The 16,962-nt window shown below is 75.9% G+C and carries 15 protein-coding genes and 1 tRNA gene; 7 read left to right on the top strand and 9 right to left on the bottom strand.

The window, feature by feature from the left end:
• Positions 1 to 84: 84 nt before the first annotated feature.
• The 6 genes from BBH68_RS06725 (at position 85) to BBH68_RS06700 (ending at position 7,066) form a co-directional block, all read left to right on the top strand.
• The gene (locus BBH68_RS06725) at positions 85 to 1,161 is read left to right on the top strand and encodes an NAD-dependent epimerase/dehydratase family protein (RefSeq protein ID WP_065959688.1); all 1,077 of its coding nucleotides are present in this window, start codon (positions 85 to 87) and stop codon (positions 1,159 to 1,161) included.
• A gap of 20 nt (positions 1,162 to 1,181) precedes the next feature.
• Entirely contained in the window at positions 1,182 to 2,498 is a 1,317-nt protein-coding gene (rfbH, locus tag BBH68_RS06720) for a lipopolysaccharide biosynthesis protein RfbH (RefSeq protein WP_065959684.1), read from the top strand.
• The gene (locus tag BBH68_RS06715; protein ID WP_065959682.1) at positions 2,498 to 3,265 is read left to right on the top strand and encodes an SDR family NAD(P)-dependent oxidoreductase; all 768 of its coding nucleotides are present in this window, start codon (positions 2,498 to 2,500) and stop codon (positions 3,263 to 3,265) included. Before rfbH ends, BBH68_RS06715 begins: the two co-directional genes overlap by 1 nt.
• Before the next feature lie 137 nt (positions 3,266 to 3,402).
• Positions 3,403 to 4,629 carry a nucleotide disphospho-sugar-binding domain-containing protein gene (locus tag BBH68_RS06710; protein WP_245737922.1) on the top strand — a complete coding sequence of 409 codons (1,227 nt, stop codon included), beginning with the start codon at positions 3,403 to 3,405 and terminating at the stop codon, positions 4,627 to 4,629.
• The gene (locus tag BBH68_RS06705) at positions 4,623 to 6,014 is read left to right on the top strand and encodes an NDP-hexose 2,3-dehydratase family protein (RefSeq protein WP_065959679.1); all 1,392 of its coding nucleotides are present in this window, start codon (positions 4,623 to 4,625) and stop codon (positions 6,012 to 6,014) included. Before BBH68_RS06710 ends, BBH68_RS06705 begins: the two co-directional genes overlap by 7 nt.
• The gene (locus BBH68_RS06700; protein WP_065959676.1) at positions 6,011 to 7,066 is read left to right on the top strand and encodes a Gfo/Idh/MocA family protein; all 1,056 of its coding nucleotides are present in this window, start codon (positions 6,011 to 6,013) and stop codon (positions 7,064 to 7,066) included. The genes BBH68_RS06705 and BBH68_RS06700 overlap by 4 nt, the downstream gene beginning before the upstream one ends.
• A 7-nt stretch (positions 7,067 to 7,073) precedes the next feature.
• Here the strand turns inward: BBH68_RS06700 and BBH68_RS06695 are convergent, their stop codons facing one another.
• The 8 genes from BBH68_RS06695 to BBH68_RS06660 all read right to left on the bottom strand — a co-directional run bounded on the left by BBH68_RS06695 (position 7,074) and on the right by BBH68_RS06660 (position 14,622).
• Positions 7,074 to 7,676: a TetR/AcrR family transcriptional regulator gene (locus BBH68_RS06695; protein WP_065959674.1), complete on the bottom strand. Its 603-nt coding sequence runs from the start codon at positions 7,674 to 7,676 to the stop codon at positions 7,074 to 7,076.
• A gap of 86 nt (positions 7,677 to 7,762) precedes the next feature.
• Positions 7,763 to 7,836, bottom strand: a tRNA-Lys gene (locus BBH68_RS06690).
• A gap of 56 nt (positions 7,837 to 7,892) precedes the next feature.
• Positions 7,893 to 8,462 carry a bifunctional DNA primase/polymerase gene (locus BBH68_RS06685; RefSeq protein WP_065959673.1) on the bottom strand — a complete coding sequence of 190 codons (570 nt, stop codon included), beginning with the start codon at positions 8,460 to 8,462 and terminating at the stop codon, positions 7,893 to 7,895.
• Positions 8,463 to 8,600: 138 nt separating this feature from the next.
• A complete protein-coding gene (locus BBH68_RS06680; protein WP_065959670.1) occupies positions 8,601 to 8,966 on the bottom strand; it encodes a hypothetical protein in 366 nt (121 codons plus the stop codon).
• 203 nt (positions 8,967 to 9,169) lie between these two features.
• Entirely contained in the window at positions 9,170 to 10,453 is a 1,284-nt protein-coding gene (locus BBH68_RS06675; RefSeq protein ID WP_065959736.1) for an AAA domain-containing protein, read from the bottom strand.
• 113 nt (positions 10,454 to 10,566) lie between these two features.
• Positions 10,567 to 12,273: a hypothetical protein gene (locus BBH68_RS06670; protein ID WP_065959668.1), complete on the bottom strand. Its 1,707-nt coding sequence runs from the start codon at positions 12,271 to 12,273 to the stop codon at positions 10,567 to 10,569.
• A complete protein-coding gene (locus BBH68_RS06665; RefSeq protein ID WP_079150837.1) occupies positions 12,264 to 13,613 on the bottom strand; it encodes a hypothetical protein in 1,350 nt (449 codons plus the stop codon). The genes BBH68_RS06670 and BBH68_RS06665 overlap by 10 nt, the downstream gene beginning before the upstream one ends.
• The gene (locus tag BBH68_RS06660; protein ID WP_065959666.1) at positions 13,525 to 14,622 is read right to left on the bottom strand and encodes a phosphatase PAP2 family protein; all 1,098 of its coding nucleotides are present in this window, start codon (positions 14,620 to 14,622) and stop codon (positions 13,525 to 13,527) included. The genes BBH68_RS06665 and BBH68_RS06660 overlap by 89 nt, the downstream gene beginning before the upstream one ends.
• A 267-nt stretch (positions 14,623 to 14,889) precedes the next feature.
• Between BBH68_RS06660 and BBH68_RS06655 the strand changes: the two genes are divergently transcribed.
• Positions 14,890 to 15,483, top strand: coding sequence for a histidine phosphatase family protein (locus BBH68_RS06655; protein WP_065959735.1), 594 nt, complete (start codon positions 14,890 to 14,892; stop codon positions 15,481 to 15,483).
• Here the strand turns inward: BBH68_RS06655 and BBH68_RS06650 are convergent.
• Entirely contained in the window at positions 15,471 to 16,877 is a 1,407-nt protein-coding gene (locus tag BBH68_RS06650; protein WP_065959664.1) for an NsdA family TPR-like regulatory protein, read from the bottom strand. The genes BBH68_RS06655 and BBH68_RS06650 overlap by 13 nt on opposite strands.
• Positions 16,878 to 16,962: the final 85 nt, after the last annotated feature.

The following is a 16,962-nucleotide window of genomic DNA, read 5'->3' as shown; positions in this document are numbered from 1 at the left end:
GGTGCGGGTCGAGGAGGACTCGAGTCACGGCGAGGACGATGGCGGGGCCGTGATCGGATGACGAAATGCCGTGAGGAGACGCCGATGGGGTCGTCACAGGCTGCCGGGCTGTCGGTCGTCGTACTCGGGGGCACCGGCTCGCTGGGTCGCCGGGTCGGCGAGGTCTTCGACGCCGAGGGCGCGCGGGTGCTCACCGTCTCCCGGGCGCCGGCCGCCGAGGTCCCCGGCGGCCGCCACATCCGCCTGGACCTGACCCGCGGGCCCTCCGCGCGCCTGGCCGGGGTGCTGGCCGGCGCGGGCGCGGACGTCGTGGTCAACGCGGCCGGTCTGGCCTGGGGCGGCGCCGAGGAGGACCTCGCGGCGGCCAACGCGGGGCTGGTGCGCGGCCTGGTGGAGGCCGTCGCCGTGCTGGAGCGGCGGCCGCGGCTGATCCAGCTCGGCACGGTCCACGAGTACGGGCCGGCGGCGCCCGGCACCGCGATCACCGAGGGTCTGCCCTGCGCCCCCCGCTCCGCCTACGGGCGCACCAAGCTGCTCGGCGCCGAGGCCGTGCTGCGCGCGGCGCGGGCCGGCGCGGTGGACGGCACGGTGCTGCGGATCGCCAACGTCCACGGGCCCGGCGCGTCCAGCGCCAGCCTGCTCGGCCGGGTCGCCCGCCACCTGGCCGAGGCGGCGCGCGGCGGGTCCGGGGAGGCCGCCCTGCGGCTGGCCCCCCTCGACGCGCGGCGGGACTTCGTGGACATCCGGGACGTCGGTCAGGCCGTGCTGGCGGCGGCCACCGCGCCGCGGCCGTCGGTGACCGGCGGCTGGATCGTCAACATCGGCTCGGGGCGGGCGGCGCCGGTGCGCGAACTCGTCGAGCGGATGATCGCGCTCAGCGGGCTCGACGTCCCGCTGGTGGAGGAGGACCGCGCCCGCCCGGAGAGCCGCCCGGAGAACCGCCCGGAGAGCCTTCCGGGGGCTCCGGGCGGCCCCGACTGGCAGCTGATGGACATCTCCGCGGCGCGGCGGCTGCTGGGCTGGCGCCCGCGCTACCGCGCCGACCGGTCGCTGCGGGACCAGCTGGTCGCCGCGGGGCTGCCGCCCGACCGGGTGTCGAGGACGGTTCGAGCCGGCGGCGGCAGGGTCCGGTCCGGAGGGAAGGGCCGGGCGGAGCGGTGACGGGCAGGAAGGACGTGGCGATGAGCGACCACAGGGCGCTTGTTCTCGATGAGGTCCGCAAATACCACCAGGAGCGGGAGCTGGAGCGCGAGCCCGGCCGGGCGTTCGTCCCCGGAGTCACCGAGATCTGGCCGTCCGGCGCGGTGCTGGACGAGGACGACCGGGTGGCGCTGGTGGAGGCCGCCCTGGAGATGCGGATCGCGGCTGGGCGCAGCTCCCGCAGGTTCGAGTCGGCCTTCGCCCGCGAACTGGGGCTGCGCAAGGCGCATCTGACGAACTCCGGCTCCTCGGCGAACCTGCTGGCCGTGGCCGCGCTGACCTCACCCCACCTGGAGGACCGGCGGCTGCGGCCCGGCGACGAGGTGATCACCGTCGCGGCCGGCTTCCCCACCACCGTCAACCCGATCCTGCAGAACGGGCTGGTGCCGGTCTTCGTCGACGTGGACCTGCGCACGTACAACACCACCGTGGAGCGGGTCGCGGACGCCATCGGCCCGCGCACCCGCGCCATCGCCCTGGCGCACGCGCTCGGCAATCCGTTCCCTGCCACGGAGCTGGCGGAACTCGCCGAGCGGCACGAGCTGTTCCTCCTCGAGGACAACTGCGACGCGGTGGGCTCCCGCTACGACGGCCGGCTCACCGGCACCTTCGGCGACCTGACCACCGTGAGCTTCTACCCCGCGCACCACATCACGATGGGGGAGGGCGGCTGTGTGCTGACCTCCAACCTGGCGCTGGCGCGGATCGTGGAGTCGCTGCGCGACTGGGGCCGGGACTGCTGGTGCGAGCCGGGCGAGAGCAACAAGTGCCTCAAGCGCTTCGACTACCAGATGGGGACGCTGCCCGCCGGCTACGACCACAAGTACATCTTCTCCCACGTCGGTTACAACCTGAAGGCCACCGACCTCCAGGCGGCGCTCGGGCTGACCCAGCTGGCCAAGCTCGACGCCTTCGGCGCGGCGCGCCGCCGCAACTGGCGGCGGCTGCGCGAGGGCCTGGACGGCGTGCCGCACCTGCTGCTGCCCGAGGCCACCCCGCGCGGCGACCCCAGCTGGTTCGGGTTCGTGATCACGGTGGCGCCGGGCGCCCCGTTCGGCCGCGCCGAGCTGGTGGACTTCCTGGAGTCCCGGCGGATCGGCACCCGTCTGCTGTTCGCGGGCAACCTCACCCGCCACCCGGCCTACACCGGGCTGCCCCACCGGGTCTCCGGGGACCTCACCAACAGCGACCTGATCACCGAGCGGACCTTCTGGGTCGGCGTCTATCCCGGCCTGACCGAGGAGATGCTGGACTACGTCATCGCGAGCATCACCGAGTTCGTGGCGGCCCGCGCGTGATGGACCTCGGCCTTGAGGGACGTACGGTCCTGGTCACCGGCGCCACCGGCGGCATCGGGCGGGCCGCGGCGCGCGCCTTCGCCGGGCAGGGCGCGCGGGTGGCGGTGGCCTACCGCCACCGGCGCGAGACGGCCGAGGAGTTCGCCGCCGAGCTGGCCGGGGAGGCCGGCGAGGAGCGCGCCTTCGCCGTGCCGTACGCGCTGGACGACCCAGCCTCGCCCCGCTGGGTGGTGGCCGCGGTGGAGCGGCGCTGGGGCGCGCTGGACGTGCTGGTGGCGAACGCGTGGCGGTGGGGGTCGCGACGGGGGCCGCGCGAGCGGTTCGAGGACGTACGGGAAGAGGAGTGGCTGCCGGTCGTCTCGGACAACCTCGCCCCCGCGATCCGCACGGTCCAGTGCGCGGTCGCGGGGATGCGCGAGCGCGGCTGGGGCCGGATCGCCCTGGTCTCCTCGCACAACGCGCTGGCCGGCGCCCGCGGCCAGGAGTTCTACGGCGCCGCGAAGGCCGGGCTGCACGGCCTGGCCCGGAGCCTGATGTGGGACCTGGGCGGCGACGGGGTGCTGGTCAACGTGGTGTGCCCGGGCCTGACCACGACGGACCGGGTGATCGCCGGGCTGCCGGGCGAGGTCCGGGAGCGGGAGCTGGCCGCCACGCCCACCGGGCGGCTGAGCACACCCCAGGACATCGCCCGCGCGCTGCTGTTCCTGTGCTCGGCCGCCAACGGCAACATCACCGGCGAGGTGCTGACGGTGTCCGGCGGGCGGTGAGCCACGATGCGCTCCTCCTCCCGCGCCCCCGGCTCTCGCTTCCGGCTCTCGTACGTCCGGCTGTCCTCGCACGTCCGGCTCCCGAAACTCCCGGCCGTTCCTGAACTTCCGGCTCTCGCATCTCCGGAGGAGTCCCGTTGCGTGTTCTGTTCACCACCTGGTCCTCGGGTGGGCATCTCACCCCGATGGTGCCGCTCGCGCGGGCGTTCGAGGAGGCCGGCCACCAGGTGCGGGTCGCGGTGCCGTCCGGCTGTGCGGCGGCCGTGGCCCGCACCGGTCTGGTGCCCGTCCCGGTCGGCACCCTGCCCAAGGCGGCCGGGGCCGCCGGCGCGGCGCCCCGGCTGCGCGGACGGTGGCCCGCCGACTGGCCGCTGCGCCCCGCCGAGCTCGGCGCGGAGCAGCGCGGCCTGCTCCGCGCGCTCGGCGACAAACAGGTGCGGATCGCCGAGGCGATGGTCCAGGGCCTGGTGGCCTTCGCCCGCTGCTGGCGGCCCGCACTGGTGGTGCACGACGCGAGCGCGTACGCGGGCACGGTGGCGGCGGCGGTGCTCGGGGTGCCCGCGGTCGGCCAGATGTGGGGGAGCGCGGCCGTGCTCCGGCTGGACCGGCAGGACCTCCACGGCCCCCCGCTGCCCGGCTACGCCCGACTGATGCGGCGCTACGGCGTGGATCCGGCGCGGGAGCCGGACCTGTGGCTCGACCCCTGCCCGCCCAGTCTGGCCCTGCCCGCGCCGGTGCGCCGCACCCCGGTCCGCTTCGCCGCCGCCCCCGAGAGAACCGCCCCCGCCCGCCGGGACGGCGAGTCGCCCGGTGCCGTGTCGCGGATCCGCCTGGCGTGGGACGACGCCGACGGCCCGCCGGAGGCCGTACGGGCCGCGCTGCGCCAGGTCGAGGCCCAGGGCGTACAGGTGGTGGCGGGGCCGGGCGCCGCGTGGCCGCAGCTCCGGCCCCCGGAGGGCTGCCGGGCCGTGGTCCACCAGGGCGGCGGTGCGGCCGTGGTGGCCGCCGCCGCGGCGGGGGTGCCCCAGCTCGTCGTAGCGCCGCGCCCGGAACAGCAGCTCAACGGGGCGCGGCTGGCCCTCGCGGGCGCCGGGCGCCTCCTGACGGCGGACACCTCGGCCGCCCACGTCCTGGCCGCGCTGTCGGAGCTGCTGGAGCGGCCGTCGTACACCGCCGCCGCCCGCGGACTGCGCGCCGAGATCCTCGCGCTGCCGGGGCCGGAGGAGACGGTGGCCCGGCTGACCAACCCGGACCACCCGGGCCGGGCCGACCCGCCACCGGCCACACCACCGCCACCGGCCACACCACCGCGCCCGGCCACACCGCCCGCCCCCTCCCCGTACCGAGGAGCCGCCCCGTGCTGACCACCGGCCTGCCGACCCGCCCCGTACCGCGGCCCCGCGAGGACCCGGGCCTGACTGCCCGGCTGGCCCGGTCGGCCGCCGAGAGCCACGGCGCCCACCTGCGGACCGAGGACTTCGGCCGCTGGCTCGCCGCCCGCGGGCGGGCCCACCACTTCGCCGTGGACCGCATCCCGTTCGCCGGTCTCGACGGCTGGTCGTTCCAGGAGGACACCGGCGATCTGACGCACCGCAGCGGGCGTTTCTTCACGGTCGAGGGGCTGTCGGCGGCCACCGACGAGGGCCCGTACCCCCGCTGGCGGCAGCCGATCATCGTCCAGCCCGAGGTGGGCATCCTCGGCATCCTGGCCAAGGAGTTCGACGGGGTCCTGCACTTCCTGATGCAGGCCAAGATGGAGCCGGGCAACCCCAATCTGCTCCAGCTGTCGCCCACCGTGCAGGCGACCCGGAGCAACTACACCAAGGTGCACAACGGCCAGGACGTGAAGTACCTGGACTACTTCGTCCGGCCCGGGCGCGGCCGGGTCGTCGCCGACACCCTCCAGTCGGAACACGGCTCGTGGTTCTACCGCAAGAGCAACCGCAACATGCTCGTGGAGGCGCTGGACGAGGTCCCGCTGGAGGACGACTTCTGCTGGCTGACCCTCGGTCAGATCAACGCGCTGCTCCACCGGGACCTGGTCGTCAACATGGACGCGCGCACGGTGCTGTCCTGTGTGCCGGACCACGATCCCGGCACCTCGGCGCTGCATACCGACGCCGAGCTGCGGTCCTGGTTCACCGGCGAGCGCTCGCGGCGCGCGCTGCGCACCGAGCGCGTCCCGCTCGCCTCCGTGCCCGGCTGGCGGCGCGGCGACATGTCCATCGACCACGAGGACGGCAGGTACTTCAAGGTCGTGGCGGTGTCGGTGCGGGCGGACAGCCGGGAGGTGAGCAGCTGGACCCAGCCGCTGTTCGAGCCGGTGGGGACCGGGATCACCGCCTTCGTGGCGCGGCGGTTCGGCGGCGTCCTGCATGTGCTCGCGCACGCGCGCGTCGAGGGCGGCTTCCTGGACACGGTCGAGCTGGGGCCCACCGTCCAGTGCACCCCAGGCAACTGGGACCGGCTGCCGCCCGAGCACCGACCGCCCTTCCTCGACCTCGTCCAGGACGCGGGCGGCCGGGTGCGCTACGAGGCGGTGCACTCGGAGGAGGGCGGGCGGTTCCTGAACGCGGAGAGCCGCACCCTGGTCGTGGAGACCGACCGGGCCCCGCTGGACCCGCCGCCGGGCTACCGCTGGGTCACCCCGGCCCAGTTGCGCTCTCTGGTCCGGCACGGCCACTACGTCAACGTCCAGGCGCGTACGCTGCTGGCCTGTCTGGCGGCGATGGGAGAGGACGGCCGATGAGCGACGCGGAACTGCGCATAGGTGTGTTGGGCTGCTCCGCCTTCGCGCGGCGCCGGATGCTGCCGGCCATCTCGGCCGCGCCCGGCACCGAGCTGGTGGCGGTCGCCAGCCGGGACGGGGCCAGGGCCGTGGAGACGGCGCGGCAGTACGGCTGCCGACCGGTGACCGGATACGCGGAGCTGCTGGCGCTTGAGGAGGTGGAGGCGGTGTACGTACCGCTGCCCGCCGCCCTGCACGCGCGGTGGGTGGAGGCGGCGCTGCGCGCGGGCAAGCACGTGCTGGCGGAGAAGCCGCTCACCACCGACCGGGCGCGCACCGCCGAACTGCTGACCCTCGCCCGCGAGCGCGGTCTGGTGCTGCGGGAGAACGTGATGTTCGTCCACCACCGCCAGCACGAGGCGGTGCGCGCGGCGCTCGCCGAGGGCGCGATCGGCGAACCGCGCGCCCTGCACGCCGCGTTCGCCATCCCCCGGCTCGACGACTCGGACATCCGCTACGACCCGGCTCTCGGCGGCGGCGCGCTGTGGGACGTCGGCGTGTATCCGGTGCGCGCGGCGCTGCACTTCCTGGGCCCGGGCCTGCGGGTCGCGGGCGCGGTGCTCAGCCACGGCGCCGGGCGGCGGGTGGACACCTCCGGCGCCGCCGTGCTGTGCACACCCCAGGGGGTCACCGCCCAGCTGACCTTCGGGCTCGACCACCCGTACGTGGCCATGTACGAGCTGTGGGGCACCGAGGGGCGGCTGACCGTCGAGCGGGCCTACACCCCGCCCGCCGACTTCCGCCCCCGGATCCGCCTGCGGCGCGCCGACCGCGAGGAGGAGCTGCCGGTGGAGCGCGACGACCAGGTGACGAACACCCTGGCCGCCTTCGCCCGGGCCGTCACGGCGGTCACGGCGGTCACGGCAGTAAGGGACGGCGGGGACGCGCCGGAGGGGGAGGACACGCCGGAGGGGGAGGACGCGGTGGCCGGCCCGGCCGTCGTGCTGCGTCAGGCGCAGCTCCTGGACGAGATCCGGGAGGCGGCGGAGCGCACGCCGGCAGGCGCCTCGTAGGGCCGCCTCACGCCGACGGCGGTTCCCGCAGGACGCCGCCGACGACCGTGGTGACGACCTTGCGGACGGCCCCGGCCCCGGGCGGGGCGCCGTGCCGGTCGGCGAACAGCAGGTGCCCGGCGCCGATCAGGGTGGGGGCGAGCGTGTCGACGTCCGCGTCGGCCGCGACGCGGCCCAGGTCGCGCTCGGCGGTCAGATAGGCGGCGATCATCGCCGTGGCCTCGGCCAGCAGCGGGACGCCGGTCGGCCTGTCCTGCCGCAGCCGGGCGCGCAGGTCGTCCCGGAACGTGATCAGGCTGACGATCGCCACGGCGACCGATTCGAAGAGGTCGCTCAGCGCGCCGGTGAGGTTGTCGGCGACGGTGCCGGTCCCGGCGGCCTCGCGCAGCGCGGCGGCCTGGTCGTCGATCCGGGCGATCCGGTCCAGCACCAGCTCGGCGAGGAAGGCGTCGAAATCGGCGAAGTGGCGGTGCAGGACCCCCTTGGCACAGCCCGCCTCGGTGGTCACCGCCCGGCTGGTCAGCGCGCTCGGCCCGTCCCGGAGCAGGACCCGCTCCGCGGCGTCGAACAGCTGCTCGCGGGCGTCGCGGAGGGCTACTCCCGTCGGCATCGCGCGTCTCCCCTTCCCCTCGGCCGTGGCGGTCGCCGCCACGCGAAAGGCCCCCTCGCCGTGACGAGGGGGCCTTCCACTGTCGGTGCGCCGCCAGGGACTCGAACCCCGGACCCGCTGATTAAGAGTCAGCTGCTCTAACCAACTGAGCTAGCGGCGCCTGCTGACGTAGAAGACCTTAGCACCCGGATCCGGCGGAGTGAAAATCCGTATCCCTCAGCCCGGAAAAACGGCGGGTGCGCTGGTCACAGGCGTGCGGCCGAGGAGCTGGGAGGCCGCGCGGGCCGCCCGGACACACGCCCACAGCAGCGCCTCGGGGCCGGGCAGCCAGGGCCGCCGTACGTCCGGGGCGACCAGCCACCGGCCGGTGCTCGCGGGGGCGGGCGTCTCCTGCGGATACGGGGGCGGGACGGTCACCGCGTCGCCCCAGCCGTAGCAGAGCAGCGGCGGCGCGGTCGCCGCCCACTCCTCCCAGCCGAGCAGCGCGCCGAGCCGCCGGGCCGCGCCCGGAGCGGCGAACAGCATGACGCGGTCGCGCTGCGTCGCCACCGGGCCGGTGCCCGGCCCGTCGGTCCATAACCGGCTCACCACCCGGCGGCCGAAGAGCGCGTCCATGCTGACCACGTCGAAGGCGGTGCCGCACGGCAGGGTGACCGGCACGGAGGGCGACTGGGCCCACAGCGCGTGCACGCTACGCGGGCAGGCACTGGCCGAGGCCAGCCAGTCGGCTCCGGCGGGGGTGACGTAGGCGGCGGCGTGATGTGAGTCCCGAGGCCATCTGCTCATGTTTCTACACTTACCGGTGGAGGAGACTACGGAGGGGAATGAGGTAAAACCGGTACGTGACGATGGGGGGTGCGGTATCTTCCGCCCGCATATGCCACCGGCCAGCGGCGGCCACGCGTCCGGCGAAAGACGCCGGACTCACTCCTTCGCGTCGCCGCCCCGCATCAGCTCGCGGCCGAACTCGACCATCTTCTTGGCGTAGTCCTCGGTCCACTCCGCGCGCTCCGCGATCACGGCCGGGGTCAGCCGGTCGAACCGGCGTGGATCGGCGAGCTGCGCCGCCGCCATCGCCTGGAACTCCATGGCGCGGTCGGTGGCGGCGCGGAAGGCGAGCACCAGCTCCGTGGAGCGGGACAGCAGCTCGCGCGGGTCCTCGATCGACTCCAGGTCGAAGAAGTGCGCCTCGTCCGCGACGGCCGCGGCGGGTTCGAACAGCAGCGGTGCGGGTTTCAGCCGCCGGGGCGCGGTGCCGTGCGGGCCTTGAGCCGGATGCGGCTCGGGCATGTGATCTCTCCTCATGAGTCGTCGGACCCCCAGGGTCCTCGGGCCGTCCCGCGGCGACGCCGCCGGACGGCCTTATCTGGCCGAGCTGTCTCGTTCTCTCCCCCCATTGTCGCGCGGGGGGCAAGAGCGCCTGGGACATACCCGACGGCCGCCGGATGACACGGCGCTCCGCCAAGTGAGCCGGGGCAGGCGCCCGGGCGGGGTCACGGCCGCCAGCTGACGCGGTGTTCCGCGAGGTGGGCCAGGACCGCGTGGTTCGCCTCCCACCCGTCAGGGAACTTCACCGTCACCCCCAGCTGCACCGGCTCGGTCGAGGGGTGCTCGTCCAGCAGCTCGGCCACGCCCGCCCGGCACACCACGACGCACGCGTGCCGGTGCCGGGACGCCAGCACGCACAGCCGGCCGGTCTCCAGGTGGAACTCCGTCGCGTCCGGCCGCCCCGACAGCGGGTGCAGCACCACCGTCACATCGAACTCCCGCCCCTGGAGGCGGTTGGCCGTGTCGACCGTGACCCCCACCACCCCCAGGCCGGCCAGCGCCGCCCGGACGGCCGCCGCCTGGTCCCGGTGGGCCGTGCCTACCGCGATCCGGTCCGCCGTCAGCGGCACCGGATCGGCCGACCGCTCGCTGACCGCGGCCCCGCCCCGGTCCAGCAGCCGCCGCACCACCAGGGCCACGGCCCCCACCGCCTCCGGGTCGGTGCGCGGCGTCCGCCGGGCGGGCAGCTCCAGCAGCCCCCACCCCGACTCGGCCGCCTCGTCCAGCACCCGGTCCGGGCCCGAGCCGTCGGAGGGGACGCCGAAGCGCAGCCGCCGGTCGCCGTGGCCGGTGCCGCTGCGGAACGGCGTGTACGGGTAGAAGGCGTCTGACACCAGCGGCGCGGCGGACGCGGGCAGCCGCCAGGACACCGGCAGCCGGTGCTGCGGCAGCTGCGGGTTGTGCGCGAGCAGCGTGCTCACCGCGCTCGCCGACGGGTCGTACGACAGGCCCGCCCACTGGTCGGCGCCCACCACGCTGAACGGGTCCAGCTGCCCCGGGTCGCCGACGAACAGCGCCCGCTCGAACAGCCCCGCGACGGCCAGCAGCGCGTCCGACCGCATCTGGTACGCCTCGTCCACGATGGCGTGCCGCCACGGCTCGACGCCCTTGATGTGCGCCCACTTCGCGGCCGTGGAGACCACCACGTCGAGCCCGGCGAGGTCGGCGACCTTGGCCGAGGCGCGCACCGAGGGGTGCTGGTCGAGGACCGGGTCGTACGGGTGCGGCTCGCTGCTGTGCAGCCGCCCCACGGGCAGCTCCGGGTCCTCCCGGGCCAGCCGGTCCACCAGGTCGTCCACCTGCGCGTTGGTCTGCGCGACCACCATCAGCGGCCGCCCGGCCGCCGCCAGCTCCCGGGCCGCGCGCACCACCAGCGTCGACTTGCCCGCGCCGGGCGGGGAGTCCACGACCACGCCCCGGTGCGGGCCGTGGAGCGTGTCGTGCAGGATCGCCTCCGTCGCGCGGGCGGCGGCCGCCGCCGGGTCGAACGCCTCGCCGTCGGCGGCCCCGCCGGGCGTGCCTCCCGGGGCCGGGGCGCCTCCGGTGGCCGGATGGGGGGCGGTCACAGCAGGTCCTCCTCGGTCACCGGGTCGGGGGCTTGTGCCACGGCCGCCTCGGGCGGGCCACCGTGGGTCCAGGGTGTGGCTTCCGGGTCGGGCAGCTCCGGGCCGCCGCGCGGGGCGTGCTCGAACAGGGTCCAGCACACGCGGTCGCCCGGCTCCGGGACCGACCCCTGCTCGGGCGTCTTGCCCCGCCCCATGCCGCCGGTCAGCCGCACCACCAGCGCGCCCTCGGCGCCCTCCGGCACGTCGCCCGGGCGGGCGGGTTCGGCGCCTTCGTCCGGATCGGCAGGTCCGGCAGGGCCGTCCGGTTCGGAAGGGTCGGCGGGGCCGTCCGGGCCGTCCGGCTCGGCGTAGCCCGCGAACTCCCCGGTCTGCGTCCTGCCGTCGGGCAGCACGCGATACAGCTTCACCCCCTCGGCCAGGTGCGGCCGGTCCCCGGTGCGGACCGTGACCAGCGGGCGCGGCCGGGGCACCTTCGTCTCCGACCAGGCCATGACCACCTCGGCCACCTCTCCGGCGAACGCCTCTCCGGCCAGCCGCCGCCCCGCCATCACCAGCGGGTCGTCCAGCGCCTCCTGCGCCTCCAGCTGAGCCTGCGCCGTCTCCCGGGCGGCCAGCTTCTGCGCGGCGGTCACCGCGTCGTCCACCCTGGGCTGCGGCGGCTCCCCGGCGCGCACCCGGTCCCGGTGCCCGGTGTACGACCAGCGGTCCCGCTTCCACCGCTCGGCCACCCGCGCCCCCTCGGGGAGGGCGCGCAGCAGGTCGAGACCCCGCCACACCGCGTCCCAGGTGGGCCGCATCTGGGACGCGATCAGCTCGCGGATCTCGGCCTCCGCGCGGTGCAGCTCGGCGAGGTGGCGCTCGGCGCGGGCCCCGTCCTCGGCGCCGGCGACCGCCATCCGCGCCGCGTCGTACCGGGCCATCGCGGGGGCCAGCAGCTTGTTGTCGAACGCCGGGTCGGTGGCGGGTCCGGCGGGCGGGCAGAGCAGCTGCCCGCCCGCGTCCCGCTCCGACTCGGCGCGCAGCGCCGCCTCGTCCCCCGGCATCCCGTCCGGCGGGTCGATCCAGGCCAGGAGCGCGCCCAGGTGCTGGTCCTCCAGATGGCTCTGGCCGGTCGCCCAGTGCCGGGTCAGCAGGTCGGTCATCGCCTGCAGCAGACACGAGCCGGGCACCCGGGACCGCTCCCCGTAGTGCGTCAGCCACCGCCCGAGCAGCGGGACCCGCGCGGGCGCGGGGAACGGCGTCTCGGGGTCCTGCTCCGCCGTCCGCCGGAACCGCATCGACCGGCCGAGCAGCCGGACGAACTCCACCCCCGCGCCGCTGGGCACCAGCAGCTGCGGGGCGTCCGCGCACAGCTCGACCTGGACCGGCACCTTCTTGCCGGTCTCCGGGTCGGTCTCCTTGCGCTCCTCGAGATCGACGTCGTCCGCGTACGAGTCGACATACGGGAGCACCACCTCCGCCAGCTCCGCCAGGAACGCGAACCGCAGGTCCCGGTCACGCGGCTGCGCCACGACCAGCAGGCGCGGGGCGTCCCGCTCGGTCCCCACCAGCGCGCCCAGCGGGGCGCCGGCCTCGCCCGCGGTGGTCAGCGGCACGAAGACCAGCGGCCGGTCGGACAGATGGCGATGGCGGACCGTGGCGACCGGCCTCGCCCGCCGGTCCCGGACGGCCTCCATCCGGGCCAGGGCCGTGATCAGCGACATGCCGCCCCCTGGGCGGGTCCGGGGACAGCCGCGGGGCCGGGGACAGCCGCGGGACCGGCCGCGGGTCCGGGAACAGCCGCGGGGGCGGGCTCAGGAGCGGGTCCCGGGGCGGGCGCGGGGCCGGCAGCCGGAACGGCCGCGGGCGCGGCGCGCAGCGCCTCGGCGCGCAGGGCGGCCGCGCGGCGCAGGGCGTCCACCGCCGGGTCGCCGGTGGGCGGGGCCGGCCGGTCGGCGTCCGCGGCCTCGCCGAGCGCGGCGGCGAGCACCGCCTCGACGGTCGTGAGCCCGCCCAGCTCGCCCCGCACGCCCCGGCCCAGCGACTCCACGCCGCCCGCCGCCCGGCACCGGGCCCGGCAGTGGACGGCCAGCTCGCACGCGGACAGGCACTCCGGCGCGTAGGCGGCGTCCACCGCGTCCACGGCGGCCCTCAGCTCCTCCACCGGCCGGGTCACCGTACGGCCGTCGTCCGCGAGCCGCAGGTCGAAGGTGAGGCCGTCGGGGAGCGTGGCGGCGATCTCCTCGATCCGGGTGAGCCGGGTCAGCTGCCGTCGCGTGACGGCCAGCTGCTTGCGCACGTCCACGAGCTCCGCGGTGGGGAGGTTGGAGAAGTCCTTCGGGCAGACCAGCAGCACCTCGTGGCGCACCCGGGCGCCCGCCAGGGCCGCCACCCGGTCGAGCGCCAGCGCGTACACCGCGGCCTGCCGCGCCGCCGCGCCCACCTTGGCCGGGTCCGCCGAGCCGTCCACCATCGGGAAGGACTTGATCTCGATGACCGTCCAGGAGCCGTCGGGGTGCACCACGACCGCGTCCGGCTCGAGGAAGGCGGGGGAGCCCGCGATGTCCAGGCTCACCATGGGGTGGTCGAGCAGCGCCCAGCCCCCGGCCGCGGTGGCCTCCCGCAGGGCCAGCGCTGTGCGCGCGGTGCGCCCCTGCGGGCCTGCGGCGGTCAGGTCGGGGACGGTGGTGGTGCCCGGCTCGGGCGCGGGGGAGCCGTCGCGCAGCCGCTCGTGCAGCAGCCGCGTCAGCGCCTGGCCGCCGTCCGCCTTGACCCGGGCCTCGAAGGTGTTGCCGCGCTGGTGGGCGAACTGGGACTGGCCGAAGGCCGCGGGGGACCCCAGCGCCTGGGCGAGCGCCAGCTTGTCGACGCCCGCCCCGTCCAGCAGCGCGCGGCGGCGGCAGCCGGGGTTGGCGGCCAGCGCGGCCAGCGCGCGGGCGTCCAGGGGGTGCGGGGTGGTCGCCGGGCCGCGCAGCTCAGCGAGCCGCTGCCGCAGCGCCTTCCCCGGCCGTGGCGGTCTCCCCGCCCCTGCCGCTTCGGGCTGCCGCGCCGGCCTCCCTGCCACCGCTGTCGCCGCTCCTGCTTCCGTCCGCGTCCCTGCCCTGCTGTCGAGGGATCCGTTCCCGTTCACGCGCCGCAGTCTCGCACTTGTCACTGACATTCGAGGCGACATTGAGGTTTGAGGTGCCATTCGCGGCGGTAGCGGAGGCGGTTCCGGCGGCCGCGGTTCCGGCGGTCGCGGTGCCGGTCCCGGGGGCCGCGGCGGTGGTGGTCCCGGCGGCCTCGTCGGGCCGGCGGGCGGCGCCGAGGCGGGCCCGGATCAGGCCGGCCAGCCGCAGCGCGGGCCGGGCCAGCAGCAGTCCGACCCCCATGACGGCCGCGCCGGCGGCCGCGTCGAGGAAGTAGTGGTTCGCGGTGCCCATCACCACGACGGCGATGCTCAGCGGATAGAGGACCCCGATCGCCTTGGCCCACACCGAGCGCCCGTGCCGCCACAGCACCACCCCGCACCACAGCGCCCACCCCACGTGGAGGCTGGGCATGGCCGCGTACTGGTTGGTGAGCCCGCCGAGCCCGCGCGGCGCGCTCGCCTCGCCGCCCCACCAGCCGTACGAGCTGTACTGCGCCATCGTGTCGACGAAGCCGTGGCTCGCCTCGAGCAGCCGGGGCGGGCAGGTCGGCATCAGCGTGAAGCCGATCAGGCCGATCAGCGTGGATATCAGCAGCCAGGTGCGCAGCAGCCGGTAGTCGGCGGCCCGGCGGCGCTTCCACAGCCAGGCCAGGATCGCGGGGGTGACCACGTAGTGCAACGAGGCGTACGCGAAGTCGGCGGGTATGCCGATCCAGGCGTGCGCGGTGAAGAGGTCGTTCAGCGGGGTCTCGAAGTCGAGGTTCAGCCGCTGTTCGAAGTGGAGGAGGGCCAGGCCGTGGTCGACGGCGGTCGACACGTCCCCCCGGGCCAGCAGTCGGCCGGCCGAGTACGCCGCGTACACCACGGCTATCAAGGGCAGTTCGGACCACCAACGTGGCCGACTGCCCTGCCATGTTCCGGCGCGGGGCGCGGTCTGGGGCATCCGGACGCTCTCCAAAAACTCGGGCGGCCACGAAATGGCGCGCGATCAACCGTACGGGGTAGGCAAAGCGGCTCGCGCACCGCCCCCGACATGCGTCCGGAAAGCGCGGGTCGCCGCTGCTCAATCCCCCGACATCCCCCTCCGACCGACAGGTGCGCGCAGAGGAAGACGCCGGGATCGCCCCCACGGTTGCCTCGGGAACAGGTGAGCGATGATGGGGCCGTACGGCGCCGACCGGTGCCCGACCCGGTGAAAGGCGACCCCCTCATGGCACCACGCATCCTCCTGGCCCGGCACGGACAGACGGAGTGGTCGCTGTCCGGGAAGCACACCGGCCGCACCGACATCCCACTGCTGGAGGAGGGGCGGCGCGGCGCCAAGCTGCTCGGCGAGCGCCTTCACCACGCGCCCTGGGCGGGCCTGCCGGACGTCGAGGTCCGCACCAGCCCGTTGGCGCGGGCGAAGGAGACCTGCGAGCTGGCGGGGTTCGGCGACCGGGCGCGGGACTGGGACGCGCTGATGGAGTGGGACTACGGCGCGTACGAGGGCATGACCCCCGCCGAGATCCAGGCGATCCGGCCGGGCTGGCTCATCTGGCGCGACGGCGTCCCGGACGGGGAGACGCCGGGCGGGATCGCGGCGCGGGCGGACGCGGTGGTGGAGTGGGCGCGCTCGGCCGACCGGGACGTGCTGGTCTTCGCCCACGGCCACATCCTGCGCACCCTGGGCGCGCGCTGGCTGGGCCTCGACGTGTCCTTCGGGGCGCGGATCCGCCTGGAGCCGACGTCCCTGTCGGTCCTGGGCTGGGCGTACGGCGAACCGGCCATCGAACGCTGGAACGACACGGGTCACCTGGGCTGAACGCGCACCCGGGCCGCCCCGCGCGGGACCGTCTCGTAGCGGGCGAGGAAGTCCGCGACCGTCGCGTTGCGGCCGTGGGGGCGCAGCACGCGGGCGGTTTCGTCGAGCATCGCTCGGATGCGGGAGGAACTGACCTGGTCCATCAGCTCCAGGGCGCGGCCCGCCGCGACGGCCGCCGCGTCCGGCGCGCCGTCCGCGAGCAGATCGCTGGCCAGCTCCGTGGTGAAGAGCGCGATGTTGCGGGTGAAGTGCGGGCTCTGCAGGGCGACCGCGCGGCGGGCGTGCTCGACGGCCCGCCCCCACTCGCCGAGCGCCGACCAGCACTGCGCCTCCAGACCCTCCAACTCGGCCTCTCCGTAGAAGCTCATCCACTCCGGGTCGGCGTCGGACGGGCCGCGGCAGAAGAGCGCCTGGGCCCGCAGCAGGGCCCGCTCGCAGTTCGTCCGGTCGGTCAGCCAGGCCCAGCCGCCCGCCTCGCGCAGCGCGATCAGCGACAGCAGCCGCGGCGAGGCCAGCCGGTCCGCCGCCCGCCGCGCCGCCTGCGCGGCCCGGACGGCCTCGCGTGGGCGGCCGGCGTCGCGGGCGAGGAAGGCGGCGTTGCAGAAGGCGTGCGCCTCCAGGGCCGGGTCGCCGGTGACCCGCGCGGTGGCCAGGGCCTCCGCGTAGTGCGCGCGGGCGTCGGCCAGGCGGCCGGAGTCATGGGCCAGCCAGCCCACCGAGATGGCCAGTTCCCCGGCGCCCGCGTACAGCCGGTCGGCGATCGAGCGGCGGTGGGCCCCGGCGTCCAGCAGGGCGTACGCGGCGTTCAGCGGGCGGGCGGTGTGCGGGTAGATGCTGTCCGCCCCGTGCCGGTCGTCCAGCAGCCGGATCCGGAGGACGGCCTCCTCGACGGCCGCCGCCTCCGCCTCCCCGGCCCGGCCGCCGGGGACGCCGAACGGCTCCCGGAACACGAAGTCGGGGTGCGGCGGATCGCCGCCTGGAAAGCGGCCCGGGGGAGGGCCCGGCGCGGCGGCGCGCTCCCCGGCGGGGGCCGGCCGGGGTCCGGGGGCGGGCCCCGCCCGGCGTCCGCGTACCGCCTCGCGCGGTGAGAAGCCGAGGTCGGTCAGCGTGCGCCCGGGGAACATGTGCCGGAAGACGCGCTCGTACGCGTAGTTGGGGCAGCGGATCGCCCCGGACTCGACGCGGCCGATGTAGCGGGCGTCGCAGGAGACCTGTTCGCCGATCTCCCGCGCGGCCCTCCGTACGGCGGCGGCGAACTCGGACGGGGAAAGCTGGCCGCGCAGCCGCCGGAAGGCGGCGTTCGGCCGCGGCGCCGACGTTTGCGAGGGCTGCGACGGCGAAGACGCCGAAGACGGCGAAGACTGTGACGGCGAAGACGCGGGAAGCGGCGTCATGGCGGCCCCTCCCTAACGGTCCTGACGGGGCTCCCGGGTGGGCGGAGGAGAACCGTACCGGCCAGGGCGCGCCCGACACTCGGGC

The organism is Streptomyces sparsogenes, assembly GCF_001704635.1.
Classification (GTDB): domain Bacteria; phylum Actinomycetota; class Actinomycetes; order Streptomycetales; family Streptomycetaceae; genus Streptomyces; species Streptomyces sparsogenes.
The sequence above is the reverse complement of the archived record's forward strand: the minus strand, read 5'-3'. Positions and strand labels throughout refer to the sequence as shown.